At 51.7% G+C, this 26,803-nt stretch carries 20 protein-coding genes and 1 pseudogene; 17 read left to right on the top strand and 4 right to left on the bottom strand.

Features of this window, described 5'->3' with window-relative positions:
• Window positions 1-25 precede the first annotated feature (25 nt).
• Complete coding sequence (locus tag Q0J41_RS03715) at window positions 26-676, bottom strand: Crp/Fnr family transcriptional regulator (RefSeq protein ID WP_296226300.1); 651 nt, start codon at window positions 674-676, stop codon at window positions 26-28.
• 37 nt (window positions 677-713) lie between these two features.
• Complete coding sequence (locus Q0J41_RS03710; RefSeq protein WP_296226298.1) at window positions 714-2,063, bottom strand: CAP domain-containing protein; 1,350 nt, start codon at window positions 2,061-2,063, stop codon at window positions 714-716.
• A 154-nt stretch (window positions 2,064-2,217) separates the two neighbouring features.
• Here Q0J41_RS03710 and Q0J41_RS03705 point away from each other — a divergent pair, with 154 nt between their 5' ends.
• The 5 genes and pseudogenes from Q0J41_RS03705 to Q0J41_RS03685 all read left to right on the top strand — a co-directional run bounded on the left by Q0J41_RS03705 (window position 2,218) and on the right by Q0J41_RS03685 (window position 6,527).
• A complete protein-coding gene (locus Q0J41_RS03705; protein ID WP_296226296.1) occupies window positions 2,218-3,306 on the top strand; it encodes a D-alanine--D-alanine ligase family protein in 1,089 nt (362 codons plus the stop codon).
• Window positions 3,307-3,353: 47 nt separating this feature from the next.
• On the top strand, window positions 3,354-3,998 hold the full coding sequence (locus Q0J41_RS03700; protein WP_296226294.1) for a MerR family transcriptional regulator: 645 nt from the start codon (window positions 3,354-3,356) through the stop codon (window positions 3,996-3,998).
• A gap of 122 nt (window positions 3,999-4,120) precedes the next feature.
• Window positions 4,121-5,230: a YibE/F family protein gene (locus Q0J41_RS03695; RefSeq protein ID WP_296226292.1), complete on the top strand. Its 1,110-nt coding sequence runs from the start codon at window positions 4,121-4,123 to the stop codon at window positions 5,228-5,230.
• Window positions 5,227-6,021 carry a YibE/F family protein gene (locus Q0J41_RS03690; RefSeq protein ID WP_296226289.1) on the top strand — a complete coding sequence of 265 codons (795 nt, stop codon included), beginning with the start codon at window positions 5,227-5,229 and terminating at the stop codon, window positions 6,019-6,021. Before Q0J41_RS03695 ends, Q0J41_RS03690 begins: the two co-directional genes overlap by 4 nt.
• A pseudogene (locus tag Q0J41_RS03685) lies at window positions 5,987-6,527 on the top strand (hypothetical protein). Before Q0J41_RS03690 ends, Q0J41_RS03685 begins: the two are co-directional and overlap by 35 nt.
• Window positions 6,528-6,651: 124 nt before the next feature.
• On the opposite strand, the gene tnpA reads toward Q0J41_RS03685, so the two are convergent.
• Entirely contained in the window at window positions 6,652-7,113 is a 462-nt protein-coding gene (gene tnpA / locus Q0J41_RS03680; protein WP_003611707.1) for an IS200/IS605 family transposase, read from the bottom strand.
• A 66-nt stretch (window positions 7,114-7,179) separates the two neighbouring features.
• Between tnpA and Q0J41_RS03675 the strand changes: the two genes are divergently transcribed.
• The 11 genes from Q0J41_RS03675 (at window position 7,180) to Q0J41_RS03625 (ending at window position 22,928) form a co-directional block, all read left to right on the top strand.
• Window positions 7,180-8,592: a transposase gene (locus Q0J41_RS03675; protein WP_296226280.1), complete on the top strand. Its 1,413-nt coding sequence runs from the start codon at window positions 7,180-7,182 to the stop codon at window positions 8,590-8,592.
• 332 nt (window positions 8,593-8,924) lie between these two features.
• Complete coding sequence (locus tag Q0J41_RS03670; RefSeq protein ID WP_296226278.1) at window positions 8,925-10,547, top strand: alpha-glucosidase; 1,623 nt, start codon at window positions 8,925-8,927, stop codon at window positions 10,545-10,547.
• Window positions 10,548-10,696: 149 nt separating this feature from the next.
• Window positions 10,697-11,656: a LacI family DNA-binding transcriptional regulator gene (locus tag Q0J41_RS03665; RefSeq protein WP_296226276.1), complete on the top strand. Its 960-nt coding sequence runs from the start codon at window positions 10,697-10,699 to the stop codon at window positions 11,654-11,656.
• A gap of 118 nt (window positions 11,657-11,774) precedes the next feature.
• Complete coding sequence (locus tag Q0J41_RS03660) at window positions 11,775-13,430, top strand: alpha-glucosidase (protein WP_296226273.1); 1,656 nt, start codon at window positions 11,775-11,777, stop codon at window positions 13,428-13,430.
• A gap of 59 nt (window positions 13,431-13,489) precedes the next feature.
• Window positions 13,490-15,193, top strand: coding sequence for a glycoside hydrolase family 13 protein (locus Q0J41_RS03655; protein WP_296226271.1), 1,704 nt, complete (start codon window positions 13,490-13,492; stop codon window positions 15,191-15,193).
• A 93-nt stretch (window positions 15,194-15,286) separates the two neighbouring features.
• Complete coding sequence (locus Q0J41_RS03650; RefSeq protein ID WP_296226269.1) at window positions 15,287-17,563, top strand: glycoside hydrolase family 65 protein; 2,277 nt, start codon at window positions 15,287-15,289, stop codon at window positions 17,561-17,563.
• On the top strand, window positions 17,548-18,213 hold the full coding sequence (gene pgmB / locus Q0J41_RS03645; protein ID WP_296226266.1) for a beta-phosphoglucomutase: 666 nt from the start codon (window positions 17,548-17,550) through the stop codon (window positions 18,211-18,213). Before Q0J41_RS03650 ends, pgmB begins: the two co-directional genes overlap by 16 nt.
• Window positions 18,214-18,222: 9 nt before the next feature.
• A complete protein-coding gene (locus tag Q0J41_RS03640; RefSeq protein ID WP_296226263.1) occupies window positions 18,223-19,329 on the top strand; it encodes an ABC transporter ATP-binding protein in 1,107 nt (368 codons plus the stop codon).
• A 109-nt stretch (window positions 19,330-19,438) separates the two neighbouring features.
• The gene (locus tag Q0J41_RS03635; RefSeq protein ID WP_296226261.1) at window positions 19,439-20,656 is read left to right on the top strand and encodes an extracellular solute-binding protein; all 1,218 of its coding nucleotides are present in this window, start codon (window positions 19,439-19,441) and stop codon (window positions 20,654-20,656) included.
• A 53-nt stretch (window positions 20,657-20,709) separates the two neighbouring features.
• On the top strand, window positions 20,710-22,068 hold the full coding sequence (locus Q0J41_RS03630) for a carbohydrate ABC transporter permease (RefSeq protein WP_296226256.1): 1,359 nt from the start codon (window positions 20,710-20,712) through the stop codon (window positions 22,066-22,068).
• A 2-nt stretch (window positions 22,069-22,070) separates the two neighbouring features.
• Complete coding sequence (locus Q0J41_RS03625; protein ID WP_296226254.1) at window positions 22,071-22,928, top strand: sugar ABC transporter permease; 858 nt, start codon at window positions 22,071-22,073, stop codon at window positions 22,926-22,928.
• Window positions 22,929-23,078: 150 nt separating this feature from the next.
• Here Q0J41_RS03625 and Q0J41_RS03620 read toward each other — a convergent pair whose 3' ends face one another.
• On the bottom strand, window positions 23,079-26,084 hold the full coding sequence (locus Q0J41_RS03620; RefSeq protein WP_296226253.1) for a TIM-barrel domain-containing protein: 3,006 nt from the start codon (window positions 26,082-26,084) through the stop codon (window positions 23,079-23,081).
• Between the two features lie 196 nt (window positions 26,085-26,280).
• On the opposite strand from Q0J41_RS03620, the gene Q0J41_RS03615 reads away from it, so the two are divergent.
• The gene (locus Q0J41_RS03615) at window positions 26,281-26,790 is read left to right on the top strand and encodes a hypothetical protein (RefSeq protein ID WP_296226250.1); all 510 of its coding nucleotides are present in this window, start codon (window positions 26,281-26,283) and stop codon (window positions 26,788-26,790) included.
• Window positions 26,791-26,803 lie beyond the last annotated feature (13 nt).

Below are 26,803 nucleotides of genomic sequence, written 5' to 3'. Positions count from 1 at the left end.
CGTTGGGCTTTGCCTTTTTAGTTTGCTATTTAAGGATGGTGATCTGCTTGCCTTTAGCGGCGATGTAGCCATCCTTTTTTAATTTGGAGAACTCCCGGCTGAGAGTTTCAGGGGTGATGCCCAGCAGGCTGGCCAGGTCCTTCTTCTTCAAGGGGAGAGTGAAGGTGTCGGAGCCGGCTTCGTCAGCGTAGTCTTTCAAGCTGGCGTAGAGGCGGGGACCAGCTTCCAGGCTGTTGCGGCGCATGGCGTTCTTTTGCGCGCTGACCAGGCGCTTGCCGAACTCATTTAAGAGGTGCAGGGAAAGCTCTGGGGACTTGAGAAGGAGGTCTTGGAAGTCGGAATAGTCGATGGAACAGGCCGTGCTGTCTTCCAGGGCTTCGATGAAGAGGTCGTCGTTTTCCGTGTCAAAGAGGTTTTCTTCCCCGTTGATATCACCTTCCTGCATCAGGCTGAGGACCTGCTCATGGCCATCGGGGCTGAGGCTGTAAACCTTGGCCCGGCCTGAATCCAGGGAGATGACCGATAAGCGGCCGTCGCCCGGGGCATGGATCAAGCTCCCTTTTTTAAAAAAATGTTGGTGGGTCGAAATATGAACCAAGTCCTGGCGCAGGTCCAGGGGGAGGCTCTTAAAAATCGGCACGTGGCTGATACAATTTAACTCGTCGTGTTGGTGCATAGTTGTCTGTTTTGCTTTAACTTATACTCTTACTTGTTTACTTCTTCTTACTAGACTTTTTGGCAGCTTTCTTACTGGTCTTCTTAGCCTTAGACTTTTTACTGGACTTTTTCGATTTAGCCTTAGCCTTAGACTTTTTACTAGACTTTTTCGATTTAGCCTTAGCCTTAGCCTTAGTTTTCTTACTAGACTTCTTACTAGTCTTCTTAGCCTTGCTAGTTTTCTTAGTCTTGCCGGTCTTCTTGACTGCCTTGGCATTGGTGATCTTCCTGCTCTTGACGGTGGAGATGTTCTTGCCAACCTTGTAGAGGTACTTGGCCAGGCCCTTGTTTTGCAGGTCCTTCTGGCTGACCTTGTTCTTGCTCTGGGTGCTGGAAGAGGAGACCTTGCTTGAGTAGGTCTGGCTGCTGCTCTGCTTGAAGAGCTTGAAGCTGTAAGTGGCCAGGTTGCCGGCTCTGACCGTGTACTTGTGGCCGGCCGTCAGCTGCAACTTGCTTGGGTAGTAGGTGATCACGGTCTGGAAGTTGCCAAAGCCGTACTCGCTGTAGTTGGCCACCTGGCTGGCGGTGACTGTCTTGCCGGTGTCATCGTCAGTAACGGTGATCTTTGGGGTTGAGGTCACGACCTTGTTTGAAAAGTATAAAGACCAGGCGATGTTTTGTCCATTTAAAAGTTCCAGGGGGAAGACCCCAGCGTTTGGATAGGCCACCATTTCCCGGCTGGCAGTTCTCGCGCTGTCGCCTACATTTAAAACCTGGTTGACTGAGTAGCGGTAGCCGTTGGTCCCGTAAGCTGCCCCGACTGAAATCTTGCTTAAGCGGGTGGAGAGCAGCCAGGCCCGGTGGCCTGTGTCAGACCCTGACAGGTTGTAGCGGTCGGTCAAAAGGTCAGTCACGACGTCCCCGGCTGTCTGCGGGCTGGCATTGAAATTGAGGTTGGCTGAGTTGGAGACGTCCTGGGCCAAAAGCCAGTTCTTCTTGGAAATGTAGCTTGGCCGCTTCTCATTCGGCAGCCCGTGCTGGTTGACGAACGGGTTGGCATTGATGGCAGCCATGACAGCGGCTGTCATCTGGGCATTCTTGTTGCCCTGGCTGGTCGTCTTGACGGCGGTTAAGCCGAAGAGGTCACGGTAGTAGTTGATGTAGGCGACTTGCTCGTTGATGTAGCTGGACTTTAAGCTGCCCGCCTTGAACTTCTTCTTCAAGGAAGGCTTGCTGGCATAGATATTCTGTTGGGTGTAGACGGCCTTGCTCAAGGCCTGGTATTCTCTTTGAAAACGGAGCAGCTCTGCCTGTTCCTGTGGCGTGAATTCCGCCGCCTGGACAGCCGTAGGCCCTACTACCAGAAAGATTGCCGGCAGTAAAAGCAGTACTAGTTTATGACGCATCTTCCTCAACCCCTTTCTAGTTTATATTATAGCTGATTTTTTGCTTTTTTCGCTATTAAGCGCTTTCGCTAAAAAAGCTTAAAATTTGCCCGGAAAGTGCGCCAAAAGACCGAGTTTTCGGTATAATACAGAGTTGATAAAAGGAGACGAAACAATGACGAAAAAAACACAAGTTGGTTTGATTTTTGGTGGGAACTCCTCCGAATACGAAGTTTCAATCACTTCAGCCGGCAACATCTACAAGGCAATCGACAAGGACAAGTTTGACGTCCACCCGATCTGGATCACGAACTCCGGCTACGTGGCCAGTGAAGCTGATTCATACAAGGTTCTGGAAGAGCCAGGCTACATGGTGGAAAAGGCTGACAAGACAGCCAACCTTTCCAACTTGATCGAGCTGGCTTCCCGGCCGGAACTGGACGTGCTCTTCCCAATCGTCCACGGCAACCTGGGTGAAGACGGGGTCCTGCAGGGGCTCTTCCGCCTGATCGACAAGCCTTTCGTCGGGGTTGACGTTTTGGCGGCAGCCGTAACCATGGACAAGGAATTTACCAAGATCCTGGCCCAAAGAGCCGGCGTGCCGGTAGCCAAGTGGGTATCCATCAAGCGCTACGAATACGAAGACGCCAAGAACCAAAAGCTCAGCTATGACTGGGTCAGCGGCCAGCTGGGCACCAGCAACCTCTTCGTCAAGCCGTCCAACCAGGGTTCGTCTGTCGGCATCACCCACGTGACCGATGACAGCAATTACGCTGAAGCTTTGGCTGAAGCCTTCAAGTACGATGACAAGGTTTTGGTTGAAGAAGGGATCGTCGGCACTGAAGTTGAAACTGCCGTTTTGGGCAATGACCACCCGGTAGTTTCCGGGGTCGGCCGAATCATCAACGCCGACAACACTTGGTACAGCTACGAAAACAAGTACAGCGAAGAATCAACCACGACCCTGCAGATCCCAGCCCAGATTCCAGAAGAAACTGCCAAGAAGGTCCGGGAAAACGCCTTGAAGATCTACCAGATCACTGAATGCAGCGGCATGGCCCGGGTTGACTCCATGCTTAGAGAAAGCGACGGGGAAGTTATCTTCAACGAATTGAACGCCCTGCCAGGCTTTACCAACATCAGCATGTACCCGAAGCTGTTTGAAGAAGCCGGGATTTCTTACCCAGACTTGATTACCCGCTTGATCGAGCTGGCTGAAGAGCGCTACGCCCACAAGAAGACCCTCCTGCACAAGCACGACTAAGAAAAAGTACTTTGAAAGTTTAGTTTTTTGCGAAAGAAAGTCAGAACATGAGTGAGATAAGTGAGCAGATGAAGACCAGTGAAGCCGCTCAGGCCCTTGGGGTCAGCGAAAACACCCTGCGCAAGTATTCGCAGGCGGTGGAAAAGGCCACATCACCCGCTTACTTTCCCCGGGTCAAGAATGCCCGCCGCTACCGGCCGGAAGACTTGGACAAGCTGAAGCAAATGCAGGACTTGGTCAAGGAAGGCCAGAAGGTTGACCAGGCTGCCCGGAAACTTTTTGCCAGTGAAAAGGAAGAAGCACCAGTAAAAACCGCCCGGGAAGACCAGCTGGAAGCCGCCCTGGCCGCTAAGGACCAGGAAATTGCTGAGCTGAAAGAGCAGCTGTCCCGGCTGACAGCGGCTAAGGCAGAAAAAGCTGCTGAAAAGCAGATTGATTCCCTTGAGCTAGCTGATGATGTCTTGGACCTACCGGATTTTGATGACGGCTTTTTGGAAGATAAGCCGGTCACCCCGGAGCAGAAAAGGGCCCAGGTCGTGGCTGACATGGCCAAGAGTGATGAGGAGGTCCACAGGGAACTGCTCAGCCGGGTCCAGGAAAACGCGGCCAAGGGGGCGCCAACCTACCGGACCCTGGCTGACATGCAGCTGGCACCCAAGAAGACTCCCTGGTGGAAGAAAATTTTCAAATAATAACGCAAATTGCTAAATTATACTTAAAAATCAAAGGGGACCGCGAAAGCGGTCCTTTTTTTGCACTAAAATAAAAAGTGCTGAAAACTAAAACAAAAAACAGAAAGGCAAATACAAAGAGGATGGAAACGAAAAAGCAGCGCTTCCTGGCCGCCCTGGTTCTGCTGGTCCTGGGTCTGGGCCTGGCCGCGCTGACCTATTTTAAGACGAGCGGCTACAAGAACCCGGTGGCGGTGATCACGGACACGAAGATCAAGGACCGCCTGCTGAAAAAAGAAACTGATATTTACGGCAACAAGGATGAAGAGCGCCGGCAGTACTTGCACGTTCAGGTCTTGACCGGCAAGTACAAGGGGCAGACTTTTGAAACGGTCAACACCTACTACCCTTCCCAGCTGGTCACCCAGAAGTACCGGGCCGGCGAGCGGGTCTTCGTCACGGTGACTGACGGCAGCCTGGCCCTTGTTTCGCCAAAAAGAGACTGGATCCTGGTCATGACCTTGGCCATTACTTTGTCCTTGATGGTGGCCGTAGTTGGCCGGCGGAGCTGGCACTTGATCGTTTCCATGGCCATCAGCTGGATCTTGTTTTACTGCTTGATCCTGTGGGACGTGGCGGTCAACGGGGCCGGAATCATCTGGATGTTCTCCCTGGCCGACATCGTCTTCTCCTTCTTCAGTCTGGCTATCGTGCAGGGGGTTAACAAAAAGATGCTGGTTACCTGGCTGGCGACCTTACTCGGGGTCTTTGTCTCTTTTGCCCTCTGCTACGCCGTTATTAAACTGACTGGGGAGACCTACCTCAACTATGAAATGGGCGACTACGCCACCCAGGACACGCGGGGGATCTTCATGGCCCAGGCCCTGCTGGGGGTACTTGGGGCAGTTATGGACGAGGCGACGGACATCGTTTCCAGCCTTTATGAACTGACCCAGCACAAGCCCGAGATTACCGTTAAGGAGCTTTTAGCCAGCGGACGGACGATGGGGCAGGAGATCATGGGGCCTTTGATCAATGTTTTGGTCTTGATCTTCATTTCTGAAGCCCTGCCGGAAAGCATCCTGTACTTCCGGGACAACAACACTGTCGCGACGACTTTTAACTTCACCATGTCCTTAGGGGCGACGCAGAGCGCAGTTTCAGCGATCGGGATCGTTCTGACCATCGTTTTTGCCAGTCTCTGCAGCCTCCTCTTTTTAAAAAAGCCGGAGAAAGGGGGTAAGCAAGAATGAGCAGCCTTGGCGCATTAATCATTGTTTTAGCTATCTTGATGACCATCATCGGCGGGGAAACCGGGATTCGCAGCTTCTTCAGCGTCTTGATCAACAGCCTCTTGCTGGTCCTGGTGGCCATGCTCATCTCCTGGGGCTTGAGTATTCCAATTATTACCGCGATTTTCGTGCCCCTCAAGCTGGTCACGATCATCTTCCTGGGCACCCATGACTATACCGTGGCCAAAAATTCATTCTACGCCTCTTTGATCGTTTTAGCCCTCGTCAGCGTCTTGATCTTGGGCATCCAATACCTGGCCCAAGCTGCCGGTCTGGGACCGGAAGCCGGGGAAATCCTCCTGGGCCACTCCCAGATGCCGGGGATCAGCTACGGGCAGATCGCCGTTACCGTGGCTATTTTCTCCGCCCTTGGGGCGGTGGCGGAAGCCGCCGTGTCGATGAGTTCGGGGATTTTGGAACTGAAGAAGGCCAAACCGGATATTACGGAAGAGCAGCTGATGAAGAGCGGGGCAGCTATCGGCTACGACGTTTTGGGCACGGCCATGAACACCATCATTTACGGGATGTTTGGCAGCTTTTTGTCCCTCTTTTTATGGTATTACCGCCTCCACTATTCCTTTAGTGAGGTAATTAATGATAAACTTTTTGTAAACGAAGCACTGATCATCATGTATTCTCTGCTCGGTGTCCTGCTGACGGTTCCTTTGGCGACCTTTTTGCTGGCCAAGGGGATGAGCCGGCAAAGTGAGGCAAAAAATAGAAACGAAAAAACTAGAGATCAAGAACTTTAACGGCCGGACCTACCAGCTGCAGACCTATACGGTTAAAAGTAACCATGCCCCCTTAAACCAGCTCCGCTCCCTAGCCATCGTGGTGCCGGGCGGCTCCTTCACCCATCTCTCCGTCAAGGAAGGGGAGCCGGTGGCCCTGGCCTATGTCAGCCGGGGCCTTGCCGCCTAACCGAAAGCTGGTCGACACGGCCCTGGGGGTAACTCCTAAGACGCCGCCGACCTTCATCTTCCAGTCCTGGAACGACGCGATCTGCCTGCCAACCAATGCCATGGCCTATGAAGAAGCCTTGTTCAAAAACAAAGTCAAGTGCGAGGCCCACATGTTTGACATCGGCTACCACGGCTACTCTTTGGCCACCCCGGAATTGTCCACGGAAGACATCTTCTGGCAGGGCAACCCCCATACGGCCCGCTGGTTCAATTTGAGCCTGGAGTGGCTGGAACATCTTTTCTCCGGGATCAACTATGATGAAAACAAGGACAAGCTGACCCAGATTTACCAATAGACGAAAAATGAATTTATTATTTACGAGAGCTGCCCTGGCAGCTCTTTTTTGATTAAAAGGTGTGCTCAAACTCGTGTCTTTAGACATGAGTTAAGCACGCAAAAACGCCCCATTGGGGCGTTTTTTAGTTTCTCTTTCTTCTCTTTCTTTCCAACTCGCCATACTTGCCATTCTGCTGTTTTTTCATGGCTGCCGTGTACTGAGATGCAATGTAATTTTTAACGACTTCTTTGCTCATGTCACCTAAGGTGCTCATAAAATAGCTTGGTGACCAGAGGTGGCCGCCCCACAGCATCTGCTTAGTTTCCGGGTGCAGCTCGAACCATTTCCGGGCTGTCCAGCCTTTCAGCCCTTTAACTACGTCTACGGGCCTCTGTTTTGGCGAAAATGAAATAAGCATGTGAACGTGATCGGGCATTACTTCCATTTCCTGGATCTGGATGTCCGACATATCCGCTCTTTTTTGGAGCAGCCCTTTCATTTCTTCAACCTTTTCTGGGCTATCAAAGACTTCTTTCCGGTACTTGGTCACGAAAACTAGATGGAAATTGAAGTTATAAACGCAGCCTCTTTCATGGACGATCATAGTGTATGCCACCTTTCTTTGTGGTATAATTATAGCATAAAGTAGGACGAAAGAAGGTGTGCATCTGTGTCTAATGAAGAAAAGTATGGATTTACCAGACAATACCATGTGTTGCTGACTGACAAGCAAAAAATCCAGCATGAGAAAGCGTTGAAAACTCAGAATGCTTTGTTTCAGTACGCTTTAAAGTATCTCTTTAAGACTTATGGCGTTAAGCATATCGGACGCCCTATGCCATTTAGCCAAAAGCCCATTCAGTACGTACTTAACAAAATTAAAACTGGCTTTATCAAGGACAAGTACGGCTTGGCACGTTGGAAGAAGTCAGTGCTGTTTTTGTCGTCTCATTCAGCCGATGAGTTTCTCAAGACCGTCTACACCAACTTCTCACAGTATCGCAAGCGCTTGGTGAAAGCAGACAAGAGCATGGACGAGAAGGCTCGCTATAACTTCAAGATGAACGTAACTAAAGATAAGTACGGCAAGCACAAGAACCAGCTCCACAAATCTTGGTACCGCAAGGGATCGATCAACTTTTTGAGAAACAGCGCAAGCTTTAGAACCATCACCTCACAAAAGCTTCCAGAAGATTCTAAAGGAGGCATCAGAATTGAGGACAAGCATACAGACAACCACACCTTCTTAACAGTAGCCGACTTTGGTACTGTCGAAGTCATTGAAGACTTGTCCGAATTAAACTTGAAGGACATTGCTTTGACAAAGATAAAGAAGCTTCCAGATGGTTCTTACAGACTGCAGCTGACCTTTTCTCTGCCCCGCAAGAAGCAGAAGTCAAAAACTATTCAAGGCTTTGACTGGAACATGGCTGGCAATGAGGCTTTTTGCTCATCAGACGGCAAGCGGATCAAGGTATCAGACGCCGCAATCAAGCGAGCTGACGAATATGAGCAGAAGATCAATGCAATTAAGTCAGCGCGTGATCTGGAAGGAAATGCCCACGGGCAAAGCAAGCTGTATCGCAAGCTTGACCGCAGACAGCAGAAGATCAATGCAAAGCGCTCGAACATGCTTACCAACGAATACCGCCATCTGGTACACGAAGTAGTCGATGACTGCGACACGATCGTCGTTGAGAAATTGGATGCCTATGAGATGCGCAAGCGTGGGAAAGGCTCTGCTCAAAGAAAAGGCATCAATCGCAGACTGGCGGTCCTCAAGCCATATGAGCTGATGACTATTTTAGAGTCGCTTGTAAAGAAGCAGAACAAAAGGTTTGTCAAAGTGGATTCATTTTGGACAAGCAAGGCATGCCACGACTGCGGATACATCAACAAAGATCTCAAAGTTGGTCAGAAAGAATGGCAGTGTCCAAGTTGCAAGAAGACGGTAGACAGGGATTTAAACGCAGCAAGAAACATATTAGATTGGGGGATTCATCCAGAGCATCACGCAAAGCTGAAGAAAACGGCCGAAGAAGGAAAAAATCTTAGCCCTTCGTCACTGGTGACGGAAGTCTAAGATTAAAGCACTAAAAACAGCCCGGGCGAAACGGAACAATCGTCCTTAGCACTAGACGGTGTTATCTGCGTAATCTTCTGAGCGAGTCAAAACGAAGACGAGATGACATTGGGCAGTTGTGAAACTAACCTAAACACTCTGAGTACTTCTAAGAGTTGTCGATCTTACGTGTAATGTGTTGGGTGGCCCCCAGATTCCTGCGACTTTAGTCGTAGGAGGTTCAATTGGTTAGCGGTAACTGCTTGCATCCGTACCTGTTTTCCCTATACTAAACTTGTAGAAAAAAATGACAGCGCTTCAGCTGAATTTAGATGAGAGTTTGAGGAAATAAAATGACAGCAGAAAAGCAAAAGCAAGAACCATGGTGGAAGCAGGCCGTGATCTACCAGATCTATCCCAAGTCCTTCCAGGACACTAACGGCGACGGGGTCGGCGACCTGCGGGGGATCATCAAGCGGCTGGATTACCTGCAAGACTTGGGCATCGACGCCATCTGGCTCTGCCCGGTCTACAAGTCGCCAGGCGTGGACAACGGCTATGACATCGCTGACTACGAAGCCATCGACCCCCAGTACGGGACCATGGCGGACATGGAAGAATTAATCAGTGAGGCCAAGAAGCGGGGGATCCGGATCGTGATGGACCTGGTGGTCAACCACACCTCCAACCAGCACCCTTGGTTTATCGAGGCCCGGAAAAATCCATCCTCTTCGGAACACGACTACTATGTCTGGGCGGACAAGGCCAATGAACTCAAGTCAGCTTTTTCCGGCAGCGCCTGGGAATATGATGGCCAGGTCGGCCAGTACTACCTCCACCTTTTTGCCAAAGAGCAGCCGGATTTGAACTGGAAGAACCCGGCCCTAAGGCAGAAGGTCTATGACTTGATGAACTTCTGGATCGACAAGGGGATTGGGGGCTTCCGGATGGACGTGATTGAACTGATCGGCAAGGTCCCGGAAGAAGAGATTACCGCTAACGGCCCCAAGCTGCACGACTACCTGCAGGAGATGCACCGGGAGACTTTTGGCGACCGGGACTTTTTGACAGTCGGGGAAACCTGGGGGGCAACTTTAGACAACGCTCCCCTGTATAGCGACCCGGACAGAAAAGAACTGTCCATGGTCTTCCAGTTTGAATTCACGGAATTGGACAAGCAGGCCGGCAAGGAAAAGTGGGACACCAAGCCCCTTGACTACGGCGACTTGAAGAATGTCCTGGCCAAGTGGCAAAAGCTGGACTTTAACCACAGCTGGAACAGCCTCTTTTGGAACAACCACGACCTGCCCCGGATCGTGTCCCGCTTTGGCAATGACCAGCAGTACCGCGAGCGCAGCGCTAAGATGCTGGCCCTTCTCCTGCACGGTTTGCGGGGGACCCCTTATATCTACCAGGGTGAGGAAATCGGGATGACCAACTGTCCGGTTTCGGCTATCGACGAGGTAGAAGACATCGAAGCCCGGCGGATGTACCAGGAACGGCTGGCAGAGGGCTGGAAGAAGGAGGACTTGATCAAGGCCATCAATGCCCGGGGCCGGGACAATGCCCGGACCCCAATGCAGTGGGATGCTTCAGCTTCCGCCGGCTTTACCAGCGGCCGGCCATGGCTGGCGGTTAACTCCAACTGCCAGGAAATAAACGTAAAAAATGCATTGAATGATCCAGATTCAATTTATTATTTCTATAAGAAGCTGATTGCCCTCCGCCACCAGGAACGGATTTTGACCGATGGGTCCTTTGAACTCTTGGACACGGCAGATGCCGTCATGGCCTACCACCGGGAAAACGCGGAAGACAAGTGGCTGGTAGTCTGCAACTTGACTGGCGAGGAGCAAGAAGTTTCCCTGCCAGATAAGGTCAAGGAAGTCATTCTGGCTAACGGGCCTGTCCCGGAAGACCTGTCTAAGGCTCTTTTACCCCCTTACGCGGCCTTTCTTTGCCGGGTGGAAAAATAAGTCCTTTATCTAAAGGCTTTAATCGATAATCTAATTTTTTGAAAGCGAATTTTTTTACTTACAAAAAATATACTATTTTGTGTTAGAATCTAGCATAGGAAGTGAAGAAGAAAAAGTTAGACTAGAGTCCTTGATGGGAGGAAATTTGCTTGAAGAGAACCGCTACTTTAGAAGATGTGGCTCGCAAGGCCCATGTGTCGAAGATGACCGTTTCAAGAGTGATCAACCACCCCGAACTGGTTGCTCCGGAACTGCAGGTGGTCGTTGAAGACGCCATGCACAAATTGAACTACCACCCCAACAACGCGGCCCGGGCCTTGGCCAAGAACCAGACCAGCGTGGTGAAGTTCGTGATTTTAGAAGACGTTGACGATACAGACCCTTACTTTACCAATGTCTTGTTTGGCATGGCGACAGAGTTGAAGAAGCAGAACTATTCCCTCCAGCTGCTCTTGAAGGGGAGCCAGCTAGACCAGGGGGCAGCTGACGGCTACGTGATCACCGGAGCTAGGACTGATGATTACCCCCAATTGAACGAGCTTAAGCAGCCTTTCGTCCTGTTTGGCGAGAACCGGGGCGGCTACGACTTTGTCGACACCAACAACTTGCTGGGTGAGACCATGGCGACCAAGTATGCCTTGAAGGCTGGCTACCGGAGCGTGGTTTTTATCGGTATCGATGTCCGTGAGGCTTTTGAATTTTCCAGAGAAGCTGGTTATGTCAACACCATGCAGCAAAACAAGAAGATTCCCAGCGTCTTCCGGGTGGAAAACAGCTTAGCCGCGGCCCGCGAGTTCATCCAGGAACACTTGGGCGAATTTCCCAAGAACACCTGCTTTGTCTGCGGCAGTGACCGGATTGCCATGGGGGTCATCCAGGCCCTGGTGGAGGCGGAAGCCAAGATTCCGGAAGACTTTGGCGTGATCGGCTATGACGGGGTCCTTTTGGACCGGCTGTCATCGCCGACGATCACGACCGTCAAGCAGAACCTCTGGCTGATCGGCGAGAAGCTGGCGGAACTCATTTTAAGAAAAATTGCCCAAAACGGCGCGCCGCAAGGGGAGGTCTTTATCGAACCGACCTTGAGCGAGGCCGAATCAACCAAATAGTGACTGAAGCATCCTAAGGGATGCTTTTTTCATTGCCTTTTGTTACCGATAACAGACAGGTCAGGCTTGTAAGCGCTAACTGTTATTTGGTTAAATTTCTACTGGAGGAAAAAGAAACATGACTAAGCAGGATGCATGGCAAAAGAATGCCATTATTTACCAAATTTACCCGAAATCATTTCAAGACAGCAACGGTGACGGCATCGGCGACTTAAACGGCGTCCGCCAGCGGATTCCTTACTTAAAGCAGCTGGGCATCACCGCCGTTTGGCTGAACCCGATCTACCAGTCACCGGGCGTTGACAACGGCTATGACGTCAGCGACTACTACAAGATCGACCCGATCATGGGGACCATGGCAGACTTTGAAGCACTTGTTAACGACCTGCACCAGGCCGGGATCAAGCTGATCATGGACTTCGTTTTGAACCACACGTCTGACCAGCACCCTTGGTTCAAGGCCGCGGTCAGTGACCTGGCCAGCCCTTACCGGGACTACTACATTTTTGCCGGTAAAAACGGGGTCCGGCCGAACAACTGGGGCAGCTTCTTTGGCGGCAGTTGCTGGGCAGCTGACCCGGCCGGGACGGGCCAGTCCTACTTCCACCTTTTTGCCAAGGAAATGCCGGATTTGAACTGGAAGAATCCAGCTGTCCGCGAGGAAATGTTCAAGGCGGCTGAATTCTGGCTCAAGAAGGGGGTCGACGGCCTGCGCCTGGATGCCTTCATCCACATCGCCAAGGCCGACCTGCGCCAGTCCTACCCAAGTGAGGACGACAAGCCGGTCATCGCGGAAGACTTTTTCGCCAACCGGCCGGAAGTGCAGGAATGGCTGGCACCTTTCTGCGCCCGCCTGCGGGAAGAATTTCCAGACCTCCTGCTTTTAGGGGAAGCAGCCAGCGCCAGCATCAACCTGGCGGCAGACTACACTGATCCTAAGCGGAATTTGATGGACTCAGTCATTACCTTCCGCTACTTTACGGAAAAAGAAGATTCAGTTAACCCGGACTTCAGCGGCCAATACCAGCCAAAAGAGTTTGACTGGCTGGCCTTCAAGCAAACCCAGACTGTCTGGCAGCAGACCCTGTCAGCCGCGCCGACCCTGTACTGGAGCAACCATGACATGGCCCGCCTGGCCACCCGGGTCGCCAAGACCCCGGTCCAGCAGCGGTCTTTGGCCATGGCCATGTACCTGGAGCGGGGGATCCCGGTGATTTACTATGGGGAAGAATTAGGCCTGCACAACCTGGAATTTGATAATGCAGACCAGTTTGCTGATGAGACGGTGGCTGACTTCGTCAAGGAAGCCGGCGAGGCCGGGGTAGACGAAAAGACGGCCTTGGAAATGGCCAGCCAGACCCACAAATTGCCGGCCCGGGGGCCAATGCCTTGGGACGAAAGCCAGTATGGCGGCTTTAGCACTGCTGAGCCTTGGCTGACGGGCAGAAGCCGGGACAAGGTCAGCGTGGCCAGCGAAGACGCGGACCCAACCAGCATGCTCAACTTCTACCGGCAGCTTTTGAAATTGAAGCAGACGCCTTTGTTTACCAAGGGCAGCTACTACCTGCTGGATACTAAGCCCGACCTTCTGGTCTACCAGCGGGATTTAGGGGATGAGCGTGCTTTAGTGGTCGTTTCCCTCAGCGCCAAGAAGGAGCATCTGACCCTGCCAGAAGAACTGACTCCGGTCTTAACTGCCGGCAGCATCAACCTGCAGGGCAAGGAACTGACCCTGATGCCTTTTGCCGGAGCAGTTTTACAAAAGAAAAAATAAGCAATAAAACAAGCAGCAAATAACCAACGTGATGATTTTTTAGCGAGGAAACAGAAAAAATGCAAACAGCAGCAGTTAGACACAGACCTGAAAGCGAAGATTGCTATCTGGTGACGACGGAGACCATGAAGCTGCGCCTGCACACGGGCCGCGACGTCAAGGAAGTTTACGTTCACTATTGTGACGTCCACGAACCCTTGACCAACTTGAAGAAGCAGGTCATGGACCTGGCCGGCCACGGCCAAGTAAACGACTACTGGGAAACGACGGTGACTTTGCCTTTGCACCGGGCCCAGTACGTCTTTGAAATCCACGGTGAAGACGGTGAGAAATGGGTTTACGGTGACCGGGGCTTCAGAAAGAACGAAAAGGAAACTTACGAAGACCCGAACAACTACTTCAAGCTCCCTTACTTCCACGCGGTTGACATGACCAAGAGCCCGGACTGGGTCAAGGAAACGGTTTGGTACCAGATCTTCCCGGAACGCTTTGCCAACGGGGACAAGAGCAATGACCCGGAGGGAGTTAAGGACTGGAATCCAAGCGACCACCCTGGCCGGGAAGACTACTATGGCGGTGACCTGCAAGGGGTGCTGGACCACTTGGACTACTTGCAGGACTTGGGAATTAATGGCCTGTACTTCTGTCCGATCTTCAAGGCCAGCTCCAACCACAAGTACGACACGATCGACTACCTGGAAATCGATCCGGACTTTGGGGACAAGCAGCTTTTTGCCCGCTTGGTCAATGAAGCCCACGCCCGAGGGATGAAGGTTATGCTGGATGCCGTCTTCAACCACATGGGCGACTCCTCCATGCAGTGGCAGGATGTCGTGAAAAATGGCCCTGATTCCCGCTTTGCCAACTGGTTCCACATCAACCGCTTCCCGGTTGAACCATATGACCCGGCCAATCCAAGCTACGAGACTTTTGCCTTTGAAAAGCACATGCCGAAATTGAACACTGCCAACCCGGAAGTCGTGGACTACCTTTTGACAATCGCGACCTACTGGGTTAAGGAATTCGATATCGATGCCTGGCGGCTTGATGTGGCTGACGAAGTTGACCACCAATTCTGGAAGAAGTTCAAGGCCGCTGTTACGGCCATTAAGCCGGACTTCTACGTCCTGGGCGAGTCCTGGCACTCTAGCCAGTCCTGGCTGAACGGGGATGAATTCTCCGGTACCATGAACTACCCATTCACTGGCCAGATTGCTGACCACTTCCTTAAGGAGACGCAGGATGCCAAGACCATGACCGAATTATTGACTGACCAGCTCTTCTTATACAGAGAGCAGAGCAATTCAGCCATGCTGAACGTTTTGGACTCCCATGACACTGCCCGGATCAAGACGGTGGCCGGTGAAGATGAAGACAAGGCCCTGCAGGCTCTGGCCTTCACCTTCATGCAAACCGGTTCCCCGTGCATATACTACGGGACGGAAATGGGTATGAGCGGGGACAACGACCCTGACTGCCGCAAGCCAATGAACTGGAGCCAGGCAGGCAGTCCGGTCTGGCAGGCAGTTAAAGCGATCATCGCCTTCCGCCGCCAGCACTGGGAGAGCCTGAGCAAGGGGCAGACCTGGCTGGAAGTTGAAGAAAACGGTTTGATCCATGTTAAGCGGACCGGTAAGGAAACGATCGAAGGCTGGTTCAACACGACCGAGCAAGCCATCAGCTTAAGCGCGAAAGCCGCTTTGAGCCGGGGCTATGAAGCCGGCCAGCTGGCAAACAAGGGCTATGTTCTGAGCGTGAAATAGAAGCTGTTAGCGGTAACATAAAAACAACTCTTGTTAGCGTTTGCATGTTAGCTGATAATGATTACAGAATGATTTGAGCGAGGAAGAATAGCGATGAAAAGAATTTTTGAAATTGATCCCTGGAAATTGACCAGTCACACCTTTTCAAAAGAAGATAAGCGTCTTCAAGAAAGCATGACTTCAATCGGCAACGAATACATGGGCCTGCGCGGCAACTTTGAAGAAGGCTACAGCGGCGACAGTTTGAAGGGTACCTACTACGCCGGTGTCTGGTTCCCGGACAAGACCCGGGTCGGCTGGTGGAAGAACGGTTACCCGGACTACTTCGGCAAGACCTTGAACGCCCCAAGCTTCATTGACCTGCCAGTGACCATCAACGGCCACAAGCTGGACCTGGCAACTGATGAAATCAGTGACTTCAGCTTGAGCCTGGACATGCACCAAGGCCTGCTTACCAGAAGCTTTATTTATGAAGGTAAGGACTGCCGGGTTCAATTTACTTTCACCCGCTTCCTTAGTTCCGTCATCAAGGAAGCTGCCTTGATCAAGGTTAAGGCCACTGTCTTGAGTGGTAAGGCTGACCTGCAAATTGCCAGCCGCCTGAACGGGAATGTGGTAAACGAAGACAGCAACTACGAAGAAGGCTTCTGGGATGCCTTAAACGAAGATCCTAACGGCCGCAGCATCCAGCTGCGGACCAAGACAAACAACTTCGGTACCCCGCAATTCACGGTTCTCTTGAAGGAAGTTACCCGGGAAGACGGCCAGGTCATTTCCGGCGACGTGACAACCGCCAGCGGCGAAGTCAGCGAAAGCTTCGCCAAGACTTTGACCAGCAGCCAAAGCTGGGAACTGGAAAAGGACGTCATCGTCATCACCAGCCGGGACGTGGCTGATGAAGAACAAGCCGCCAAGGCTGACGAATTGATGGCCAAATTGACCAGCAAGACTTTTGCCGAGAACCTGGCCGACCATGAAGCTGTCTGGGAAAAGCGCTGGGCAAGCTGTGACGTGACGATTGACGGTGACCCGGCCGCTCAGCAGGGGATCCGCTTCAACATCCTCCAGCTCTTCATGACCTACTACGGCCAAGACCCGCGCCTTAACATCGGGCCGAAGGGCTTTACCGGTGAAAAGTACGGCGGTGCCACTTACTGGGACACTGAAGCCTTCATCGTGCCAATGTACTTGGCCGTAGCGCCTAAGGAAGTTACCAAGTCCCTCTTGGAATACCGGCATGAACAATTGCCAGGTGCCTTCCACAACGCCCGCCAGCAAGGCCTTAAGGGTGCCCTCTTCCCAATGGTTACCTTCAACGGGATTGAATGCCACAACGAGTGGGAAATCACTTTTGAAGAAATCCACCGGAACGCGGACATTCCATTCGCTATCTACCAATACACCCGCTACACGGGCGACGACTCCTACGTCAAGGATGAAGGCATGGACGTCCTGGTTTCAACTGCCCGCTTCTGGGCTGACCGGGTCCACTTCTCCAAGCGCAAGGGCCAGTACATGATCCACGGGGTAACTGGTCCTAACGAATACGAAAACAACGTTAACAACAACTGGTTCACCAACACCATGGCCAAGTGGCTTCTGGGCTACACCTTGGAACGCTGGCCACTGGCAACTGAAGCAGCCAAGAAGCGCCTGCAGGTAACTGATGAAGAACTGGCCAAGTGGCAAGACATCGTCGACCGGATGTACTTGCCGGAAGACAAGGAACTGGGCATCTTCGTCCAACACGACACTTACCTGGACAAGGACCTCAGAAGCAAGGACACCATCCCGGCTGACCAATTGCCGCTGAACCAGCACTGGTCCTGGGACAAGATCCTGCGGTCACCGTTCATCAAGCAAGCCGACGTTTTGCAAGGGATCTACTTCCTGAACGACCACTACACCAAGGAAGAAAAGGAAAGAAACTACGACTTCTACGAACCAATGACGGTTCACGAAAGTTCCTTGAGCCCGTCAATTCACGCCATCCTGGCTGCTGAACTGGGCAAGCAGGACAAGGCGGTTGAATTCTACGAACGGACTGCCCGCCTGGACCTGGACAACTACAACAACGACACGGTTGACGGTTTGCACATCACTTCCATGAGCGGGAGCTGGCTGGCCATCGTGCAAGGTTTTGCCGGCATGCGCTACAACGAAGACGGCATCAGCTTTGCCCCATTCCTGCCAAAGAAGTGGTCCAGCTACAGCTTCAAGATCAACTACCGTGGCCGCATCTTGGCCTTGGCAGTTGAAAAGGACAAGGAAGTCAAGCTGACCCTGCTCTCTGGTGAAGACTTGCCAGTCAAGGTTTGGGACCAAGAAGTAACTCTGAAAGAAGGACAAAGCCAATGCTTAAAGGATTAATTTTTGACCTGGACGGGGTCATCACTGACTCAGCAGTCTACCACCTCAAGGCTTGGCAAGACCTGGCCCGCGGCATCGGGATCGAACTGCCGGAAGAATTCGGCGACAAGCTGCGCGGCTTGTCCAGAATGGATTCCCTGGAAATCATCCTGGAATACGGGCATAAGGAAAATGACTACAGCCAGGAAGAAAAAGAAGCCCTGGCAGCCAAGAAGAACGCGGCTTACGTGAACGCGGTCAAGGACATGACCCGGGCCGACATCCTGCCAAAGATGGATGACCTGCTCAAGCAGGCCAAGGCCCAAGGGCTGAAGATGGCCCTGGCCTCAGCTTCCAAGAACGCTCCTTTGATCTTGAAGCAGCTGGGACTTACAGACATGTTTGATGCCCGGGTTGACCCGGCTACCCTCAAGCACGGCAAGCCGGATCCGGAAATCTACATCCGGGCCCAGGAACTGCTTAGTTTGGAGAAGGATGAAGTAATTTCTTTCGAAGACGCGCCAGCAGGCGTAGCAGCCATCAAGGCGGCCGGCCAGTTCGCGGTCGGGATTGGCGATCCGATCGTTTTGAAGGGGGCCGACTACATCGTTGGTTCAACCAGCGCCTTGGATTTGACCGAGATTGAGAAAGTTTTTGAAGCAGGGAATTAGGTAAGAAAAATGGTAAAAATCAACTTAAATCATATCTACAAGAAGTATCCAAACGCGGATGACTACTCAGTTTCAGACTTTGACCTGCACATTGGCGACCATGAATTCATCGTCTTTGTTGGCCCGTCTGGCTGTGGTAAGTCAACGACTTTGCGGATGATTGCCGGCTTGGAAGACATCACTGAAGGGACTTTGGAAATCGGCGGCAAGGTCATGAACGACGTGGCTCCCCGCGACCGCCACATCGCCATGGTTTTCCAGAACTACGCTCTTTATCCGCACATGACGGTTTACGACAACATGGCCTTCAGCTTGAAGCTGCGCCACTATGACAAGGCCGAAATCGACAAGCGGGTCAAGAATGCCGCTGAAGTCCTGGGCCTGGCCCACCTTTTGGAGCGGCGGCCAGCCGACCTGTCTGGTGGTCAAAGACAGCGGGTTGCCTTGGGGAGAGCGATCGTGCGTGACGCTCCGATCTTCCTGATGGACGAACCTCTGTCCAACCTTGACGCCAAGCTCCGTGTCTCCATGCGGGCGGAAATCGCCAAGTTGCACCAGAACTTGAAGACGACCACCATCTACGTTACCCACGACCAAACTGAAGCCATGACTCTGGCTGACCGGATCGTTGTCATGAACGCCGGCCGGATCCAGCAGATCGGGACGCCTAAGGAAGTCTACAACAAGCCTGCTAACCAATTCGTTGCCGGCTTCATCGGGTCACCGCAGATGAACTTCTTTAATGTGACCTACAAGGACGGCTACATCGACGACGGCCAGGGCATCAAGCTCAAGGTGCCGGAAGGCCGGACCAAGGTCCTGGATGCCAAGGGCTATAACGGCAAGGCCATTGTGATGGGCCTGCGGCCGGAAGACATCCACATGGAAGAAGCCTTCCTGGAAACCTGGCCGGAAGCGGTCGTTTCCGCCAAGGTTGTCGTTTCCGAATTGCTAGGTGCAACCAGCCAGCTCTACATGAACGTTGACAAGACTGAATTCGTCGGCGTTGTCAACGCCCGTGACTTCCACAAGCCGGGTGACAGCGTCAAGGCGGGCTTTAACCTGAACAACGCTCACTTCTTTGACAAGGAAACGCAAGTAACGATTACCGATTAATTCCATCAAATATCGGACGCTTAAGAAAAATTAATTCAGCTAATCAACTTGCAGCTAAAGGCTGCAAGGTGATATAAAAAAATAAACATTATTTGTTTAGGAGGAAAAAATGAGTTTCTTTAAAAAGGCTGCTTTGAGCAGCGCGGCAGTATTAGCTGCCTTGAGTTTGTCAGCATGCTCCAAGAGCAGCAATAGTTCATCATCAACTGCCGACAAGAAGGCATCATTGACTTTGTGGGTAGATACTGAACAAGTATCTTACTACAAGGATATTGTTAAGGACTTCCACAAGAAGTATCCAAACATTACCGTTAAGGTTACCCAAAGTCCTAATGGTTCCGCTAACGCCAAGACTGACGTTGGTAAGGATGCTTCCAAAGCAGCCGATGTCTTTGAAGTTCCAAACGACCAATTAGGCCAAATGGCAAACGCTGGTTACATCAACCCGCTGTCACCAAGTGACACTGCCAACATCAAGAAGAACTATGTCAGCCAGGCTTCCAAGGGTGTTACCTGGAAGGGCAAGGTTTACGCTTACCCATACGCTCAACAAGCCGACACGATCTACTACAACAAGTCCAAGCTGTCAGCTAATGACGTTAAGGACTGGGACACTTTGACTTCCAAGGGTGTTCTGGCTACTGACTTCACCAACGCTTACACCATGTGGCCAATCTTCTTCTCAGCTGGCACTAGCCTGTACGGGGAAAACGGTGAAAGCTTGAAGGGGTCAACCTTCAACAGCCAAAACGGTGTCAACGCTTTGACTTGGATTGCCAAGCAAAAGAGCAACAAGGGCGTAATGCAAACTTCAAACGCTTTGAACCAATTGAAGAAGGGTAATGCTGATGCCATCATGGACGGTCCATGGAACGCTGCCAACATCAAGAAGATCTTGGGCAAGAACTTCGCTGTTGCCAAGTACCCAACTGTAACTGTTGGCGGCAAGAAGAAGCAATTGGAAGCCTTCCTGGGTATCGAAGGTTTCGCGGTTAACTCCCACACTTCAAACGCCAAGGCCGCTTCACAACTGGCTTCTTACATCACCAACGAGAAGTCACAATTGATCGCTCACGAAAAGGCTGGTCAAATCCCAGTTTTGAAGAGCGCTGTTAACTCAAGTGACGTGCAAAATGACCCAGTTGCTAAGTCCGTTATCGAAATGTCACAACCAGGCAACTCAGTTCTGCAACCAAAGTTGCCACAAATGGCAACCTTCTGGGACGGTGCAGCTCCTCTGATCAGTGGTACTTACGACGGCAAGATCAAGGCTAGCCAATACAAGGCACAACTTGCCAAGTTCTCAAAGAAGATTTCTCAAAAGTAATTTAATTAAGCAGCAACAACTTTAATTAAGCTTGAGAAGGAGAGTAATGAAAAATGTTTAAAAGAAAAGGACATGTTCCTCCGAAAGCCAGCTACAAAGAAGTCTGGTCCAAGGGGGACGCGGCTGATAAGCTGTCCTTCTTCTTCATGGGCGCCAGCGCCCTGAAGAAAAAGCAGTGGGCCAAGGGCCTCAGCCTGCTGATCAGTGAAATTGTTTTCCTGGTCTGGCTTATCTTTAGCGGGGTCAGTGCCCTCAGCATGTTGAGCAACCTTGGGGAAAACAAGACTAAGAAGGTTGTCTTTGACCAAGCACAAGGCGTTTACGTGACCAAACAGCCAGACAACTCAGTCTTGATCCTCCTCTTCGGGGTCATGGCCCTCTTTCTGGTCATCGGTTTTATCTGCCTCTATGTCGCCAACTTGCGCTCAACCCGGGCCAACTACATCAAGAAGCGTGATGGCAAGCACATTGCCACAAACAAGGAAGAACTGGCCAGCCTGTTGGACTCCCGCCTGCACGCGACCTTAATGTTCATTCCTGTGCTGGGGATTCTCCTTTTCACTGTTTTGCCAACTGTCTTCATGATTTCGATGGCCTTTACCAACTACGACCGCCAACACCCGATCGGCTTCTCCTGGACTGGTTTCCAGGCCTTCGGTAATGTTTTGAGCGGGGACCTGGCCGGAACTTTCTTCCCTGTTCTGGGCTGGACCTTAATCTGGGCCGTAGCTGCCACGGCAACCACCTTCTTAGGTGGGGTGCTCCTGGCCCTCTTGATTGAATCCAAGGGGATCAAGCACCGGAAAGTATGGCGGACGATCTTCATCGTGGCTTACGCCGTACCGCAATTCGTTTCCTTGCTGCTGATCGCGCAATTCCTGGACGCGCAGGGGCCTTTGAACAGCCTGTTGCAAAATTGGGGCTGGATCTCAGGGCCGATTCACTTTATCGACAATGAAGCTGCCCCTTGGGTAGCCCGGCTGACGGTTATCATCGTCAACATGTGGATTGGTATTCCGGTTTCCATGCTGGTTTCCATGGCGATTATCCAAAACCTGCCACAAGACCAGATTGAAGCCGCGAGAATCGACGGGGCTAACGCCTTCCAGATTTTCCACAACATTACCTTCCCGCAGATCCTCTTTGTCATGGGTCCGTCCTTGATCCAGCAATTCATCGGCAATATCAACAACTTCAACGTTATCTTCCTGTTGACTGGTGGTAAGCCAATGAACAACAACTACAACGGTGCCGGCTCAACTGACCTTCTGGTCAACTGGCTCTACAACCTGACCTTCGGTCAGCAGCAGCGCTACAACGCCTCAGCCGTTCTGGGCATCTTGATCTTCATCTTGAGTGCGACGATTTCCTTGATCGCTTACCGTCACACCACTGCGTTTAAGGAGGGATAAAATTGAAGTCTTACTCTAACCAGAGAAAAGTATCCCTTTTCTTCAGATATTTATTGCTGACGATTTTAGCAATTTTGTGGCTGATCCCCATCCTCTGGATCGTTTTGGCCAGCTTCTCATACAACGACACTGGCTTTATCTCAACTTTCTTCCCTGAAAAATGGAGCTTACAGAACTATATCGGGATCTTTACCAACTCCCAGTTCCCATACCTGCACTGGATTATCAACACTTTGCTCGTGGCCATCATTTCCGCCACTCTGTCAACCTTCTTCCAAATCTCGGTTGCTTACGTCCTGTCCCGCTTACGCTTCAAACTCCGCAAGCCATTCCTGCAGATTGCCCTGGTTTTGGGTATGTTCCCTGGCTTCATGTCCATGATCGCCCTTTACTACATCTTGAAGGGGCTGAACATGCTGAACCTGGGCGGCTTGATCCTGGTCTACGTCGGTGGTGCCGGCCTTGGCTTCTACGTTGCCAAGGGTTTCTTCGACACTATCCCGCGGTCACTGGATGAAGCAGCTGAACTGGATGGGGCAACCAAATGGCAGGTCTTCACTAAGATCGGCCTGCCGCTCTCCAAGCCAATGATCGTCTACACAGCTTTAACGACTTTCATGGCACCATGGGTAGACTTCATCTTCTCCGGGATCATCCTCTCAACTTCAGGTGACCCAAAGACCTACACGATCGCGTATGGTCTGTACAACATGCTTTCTTCTTCAAAGGGGAGCGCGACGGCCTACTTCGCCCAATTCGTGGCTGGCTGTGTCATCATCGCTATCCCAATCACGATCCTCTTCGTCATCATGCAGAAGTTCTACGTCAGTGGGATTACTGCAGGTGCTGACAAGGGTTAACACACAAACCCAAACAACATTTCATTCAATCCTTGCCTTCTCAGCGAAAAGAATCTGAGAATATCTCGGATTCAATTAAAGAAAAACAGTGGAAGCTTCCTTACGAAGCTTTCCACTGTTTTTTTGTCTAAAAATATCGAAATTTACTGTTTATTTAAGGGGCCGGTAGAAGTCGATGCGGCTGGCGGCCGCGTAATCGCCGGTCGTTTCCAGGATGATAAGGCGGACAGCCTTGGCGCTGACCCCTCTGAGGCCAATGACCTTGTTCTTGTAGTCACTGTTGAACTGGTAGTCAGATCCGTAGCTGGTGAAGTTTTCCCCATCGGTGGAGATTTCCACCCGCATCTTTAAAGGCCGTCCATCCCGGCTGCTGGCTCTTGGCAGGTAGATCAGCTTGTTTAATTCCGTTTGGTCCGGGAAGCTGAAGGTCAAAGTCAGCGGCTGGTCTTCACTTGGCTTGCTAACGCTTTGCCAGTCGGTTGCCAGTCTCCGGTCCAGGAGATTTTTCAGTTGGTGGCCACTTGCGCTTTCCTGGCTAGAAGTGACTTTGACATTGGAGATGATAAAGTCCCGTGGGTTCTGCTTGGTCTTGACCTGCAAGAAGTCGGACCATTCGGATACCTTATAGCCGGCTTTATAGCGCAGGCGCAACCGGTAGCCAGTGTCAGCGGCTAGGTCGGTAAAGGTAAAGATGTTCCCGCTGATCCCGGTGTAGAGCAGGCCGTTCAATTCGATCTGGACGCTAGGCGTCCGCTGGGCCCATTTGATCGTAAGAGAGTGGGCACTGATCTTATCCCGGTCGACTTCGACCTTGCCCGGCAGGGGCAGGGCGGCGTCGGTGATCTGGTGAACCAGCTGCTCATTAGCGAAGCGGAAGTTGTTGACCAGGATTTCCAGCTTTTCCTGCTTGATGTCCCGCTCTTGCAGCTTGATGATCAAAGCCGGGCGGGGAGTTGCCCCCAGATCCTTGAAGCCTTCCGGCCAGCAGAACTTGTTGTCGTAGTAGAAGCCTTCCTTAGCTCTTTGCAGGGTTTCCGGCGTGCCGTATTCAGTCAAAGTGATGACTTCCTCGTCACCAGCCCGGAGCTGGATTTCATCTGGGTGCTGGTCACAGTATATATAAAGGAAGGTTTGCTCTTTAATGGCCATGTTCGGGTAGTAGCCGGTGGTTGGTTCGATGATTACGCGCAGCTTGCTGTCGGCCACATGGGTGCGGATAACGGTTTGGGCGCTGTTGTGCTTGTAGTCGCTTTGGTCGTTGTCGCTGTAGGTGCTGATGGTGGAGTCGCCTTGCGGGTAGAGGACGAAGCGCCGGTTGCCCAGGTCGAAGATGCTGCCGCCTCTGACGAAGACGGGCAACTGCCAAAGGGGGTATTTGCGCCGGTTGTAGACCCGGCCGCCCATTAGCCGGTCACCGGTAAAGAGGTCGATCCAGACGGTCTGCTTGTCAGGCAGGTAGATCCGGTCGCGGACGCTCATGCCTTGGTTATCAGACTTCCCGTTGACGATTGGGGCGACAAGCAATTGGTCACCCAGCATGAATTCATCGGCAAAATCCCGGCCGTAGCCAACCTGTTCATGTGGAAATGCCATAAGCAGAGGCCGGACCAGGGGCAGGCCGTCCTGGGCCTGGCGGTTGAGGGCATAAAGGTAAGGCTTCAGCTGTTCGCGCAAGCCAAGGTAGGCCTTCATGATCCGGGAGACCTTGTTGTTGAAGGCAAAAGGCGTCTTGCTGAGAGGGCTTTGGTCGTCGATAACGAAGAAAAGTGGGGTGAAGGTCTTCCACTCCAGGTCCCGGACGGCAACTTGGGCATTTTCCTGACCATGTTTGCCGCCAGCCGCTGCTCCGATGAAGGGCAGACCGGACAAACCGGCACCTAATAAGGTAGAGATTTGCGTTTTAATGCTGGACCAGTCGCCGCTGACATCGCCGAAGGCCAGGGCAGCCTTGCTTTGGTAAGGTAGGAGGCTGTCGCGGACCAGGCTGAGGGGCTTGGCTTTTGGATTTTCCTTAGCCAGGTCGGAATTGACGGCGGTCAAGTCGCTGCTTGGGTCGTCGACCGCGGCAAATTCGCTGTGGTGGGCTAAGGGCTGGCCCTTTTCACTCCAGAAGCCGGGGTGGCAGCCGCGGCTTTGGGCATAGCTGGCAAAGGCCGCGAAGTCATCGGGCTTGGCAGCAGTTTGGCTTTCGTAGTTAGGAACGATCCAGGATAATGGGAAGCCCCAGCGCTGGTAGCGGTCCAGCATGGCCCGGGCTGAGAACTGGTAGTCCTTGTCCCCGTTTAAGCTAGGCAGGCGGCCGCTGCTTTCCTTCTTTCTTGAATAGTAGCGGTTGTCTTCAAAACGGACAGCTTCATGGCCCTTGCCGTCAGCTTCTTGCCAGGAGCCGTCCATGAAGTTGCCGAGGTGGCCAAAGGAGAGGGCGTAGCTTGGCAGCATGAAGGGTTTACCGGTCAAATAATAGAAGCTGGACAGCAATTCTTGCGGAGAGTTTCCTATTATATAGTAGCTGTCAAAGACCGGGGTCCGGTGGCTGAGGATGGTGAGCTGGGAATTTTGTCGGCCGAAATCATAGTGGCCAGTCGCGGTCGTGTTGCGTAGTTCAGCAAAGCCGGCATTGGTCCAGAAGAAGGGGACAGCTGCTAGAACGCCGTCAGCCCCGGTGATACCGTCGGTCTTGATGGTGATTTTTTCACCCTTGTGGCTGAAGTGGCCGTTTTGGACCCCGCCGCCGTAGTAGTATTCGTTTTGCCCTTGCTTCAGGATTTCGATGCTGTGCTTGCCGCTCAGTTCGAGGGCGGAAGCCTGGACCATCCGCGGCCGGTGGACAGACTCGTCAAAGATACTGAAGCTGCCGGTTTTTTGCTGGAAGATCAGCTTGCAGCTGCCAGTGGTGATGATGAACATGTCGCTGGTCGCGTGGGCCGTGGCCCGGGCGAAACATTGCGGGTCGGGCTCAATGCCTTTGACCAGCATGTCGTCAGTTTCGGCAAATTCTTGACTTGGATCCAGCCAGTAGCGGAAGATGCCGCTTGCGATCAAGTAGACGCGGGCGATCTCGCCGGTCGCGTAATGAAGCTCATAGTAATTTTCACGCTTATTGACGCCAACCAGTCTTCCTAATTGATGTCTTGAATTTTGCAGGTCTGCAGTCATAATCTTTTTCCTTTATATCATGAAATATCTAATCTAATTATAGCCAAAAAGCCGGTAAATTGGAAAAAATAGCCTATACCAGTTTGGGTGATGAGGATTATAATTGACAGGAGTTGGAAACAGGTTGCCCAGTTTAATTGATAATTTATAAAGCATATCTAATTTATATGCCTGTGTTTATTTTTGGGTTAGATGAATGGTAGAATTGTTGGAAAATAAACTAGACGATATTCTGGCGAAAGATGACGAAGAGAATGAAGGTAAGTGGTATTACCTTGATTTCTTTCCTGTAACCTTTCAAGCTGGAAATGATAAATTTGATGAGTTTGAGTCATTTATCCAAGAAAAGTACTATAAATCTTTTTCTAAAAAGCTTTCTTTCATCATTTTGGGCCTGGTCAGCTACTATGACGCGGAAGTCTATTTGTATGATGTGGATTACGGTGATGACTGGCTGAACTCCTTGTGTCATCAAGATCTTTTAAGGCAATTAGAATACCCGGACTTGAGCAAGCTCATCAAGCACTTTTGCGTGAGCGAAACGCTTGGTTTAAAAATTGCCTTGCAGGATCATGACAATTTGGCATTGATGCTCTTTGAGGGCGGCTTGCGGCTAAGTTTTTACAATTTGACGGATGAACAGAAGAAAGTTGCTGAAGACCTGACCCGGTCGCAGGGCTTTTTCTTCAAAGAATCCAATAGCTGATCTTTAACTGCCT

This window comes from uncultured Lactobacillus sp. (assembly GCF_944327175.1).
In the GTDB taxonomy this organism is placed as follows: domain Bacteria; phylum Bacillota; class Bacilli; order Lactobacillales; family Lactobacillaceae; genus Lactobacillus.
The sequence above is the reverse complement of the archived record's forward strand: the minus strand, read 5'-3'. Positions and strand labels throughout refer to the sequence as shown.

Excerpts from the sequence above, each read along its gene's own strand:
- Q0J41_RS03715 (WP_296226300.1), bottom strand. The coding sequence starts at position 676 with ATGCACCAACACGACGAGTTAAATTGTATCAGCCACGTGCCGATTTTT.
- Q0J41_RS03710 (WP_296226298.1), bottom strand. The coding sequence starts at position 2,063 with ATGCGTCATAAACTAGTACTGCTTTTACTGCCGGCAATCTTTCTGGTA.
- Q0J41_RS03705 (WP_296226296.1), top strand. The coding sequence starts at position 2,218 with ATGACGAAAAAAACACAAGTTGGTTTGATTTTTGGTGGGAACTCCTCC.
- Q0J41_RS03700 (WP_296226294.1), top strand. The coding sequence starts at position 3,354 with ATGAGTGAGATAAGTGAGCAGATGAAGACCAGTGAAGCCGCTCAGGCC.
- Q0J41_RS03695 (WP_296226292.1), top strand. The coding sequence starts at position 4,121 with ATGGAAACGAAAAAGCAGCGCTTCCTGGCCGCCCTGGTTCTGCTGGTC.
- Q0J41_RS03690 (WP_296226289.1), top strand. The coding sequence starts at position 5,227 with ATGAGCAGCCTTGGCGCATTAATCATTGTTTTAGCTATCTTGATGACC.
- tnpA (WP_003611707.1), bottom strand. The coding sequence starts at position 7,113 with ATGATCGTCCATGAAAGAGGCTGCGTTTATAACTTCAATTTCCATCTA.
- Q0J41_RS03670 (WP_296226278.1), top strand. The coding sequence starts at position 8,925 with ATGACAGCAGAAAAGCAAAAGCAAGAACCATGGTGGAAGCAGGCCGTG.
- Q0J41_RS03660 (WP_296226273.1), top strand. The coding sequence starts at position 11,775 with ATGACTAAGCAGGATGCATGGCAAAAGAATGCCATTATTTACCAAATT.
- Q0J41_RS03655 (WP_296226271.1), top strand. The coding sequence starts at position 13,490 with ATGCAAACAGCAGCAGTTAGACACAGACCTGAAAGCGAAGATTGCTAT.
- Q0J41_RS03650 (WP_296226269.1), top strand. The coding sequence starts at position 15,287 with ATGAAAAGAATTTTTGAAATTGATCCCTGGAAATTGACCAGTCACACC.
- pgmB (WP_296226266.1), top strand. The coding sequence starts at position 17,548 with ATGCTTAAAGGATTAATTTTTGACCTGGACGGGGTCATCACTGACTCA.
- Q0J41_RS03640 (WP_296226263.1), top strand. The coding sequence starts at position 18,223 with ATGGTAAAAATCAACTTAAATCATATCTACAAGAAGTATCCAAACGCG.
- Q0J41_RS03635 (WP_296226261.1), top strand. The coding sequence starts at position 19,439 with ATGAGTTTCTTTAAAAAGGCTGCTTTGAGCAGCGCGGCAGTATTAGCT.
- Q0J41_RS03630 (WP_296226256.1), top strand. The coding sequence starts at position 20,710 with ATGTTTAAAAGAAAAGGACATGTTCCTCCGAAAGCCAGCTACAAAGAA.
- Q0J41_RS03620 (WP_296226253.1), bottom strand. The coding sequence starts at position 26,084 with ATGACTGCAGACCTGCAAAATTCAAGACATCAATTAGGAAGACTGGTT.
- Q0J41_RS03615 (WP_296226250.1), top strand. The coding sequence starts at position 26,281 with ATGGTAGAATTGTTGGAAAATAAACTAGACGATATTCTGGCGAAAGAT.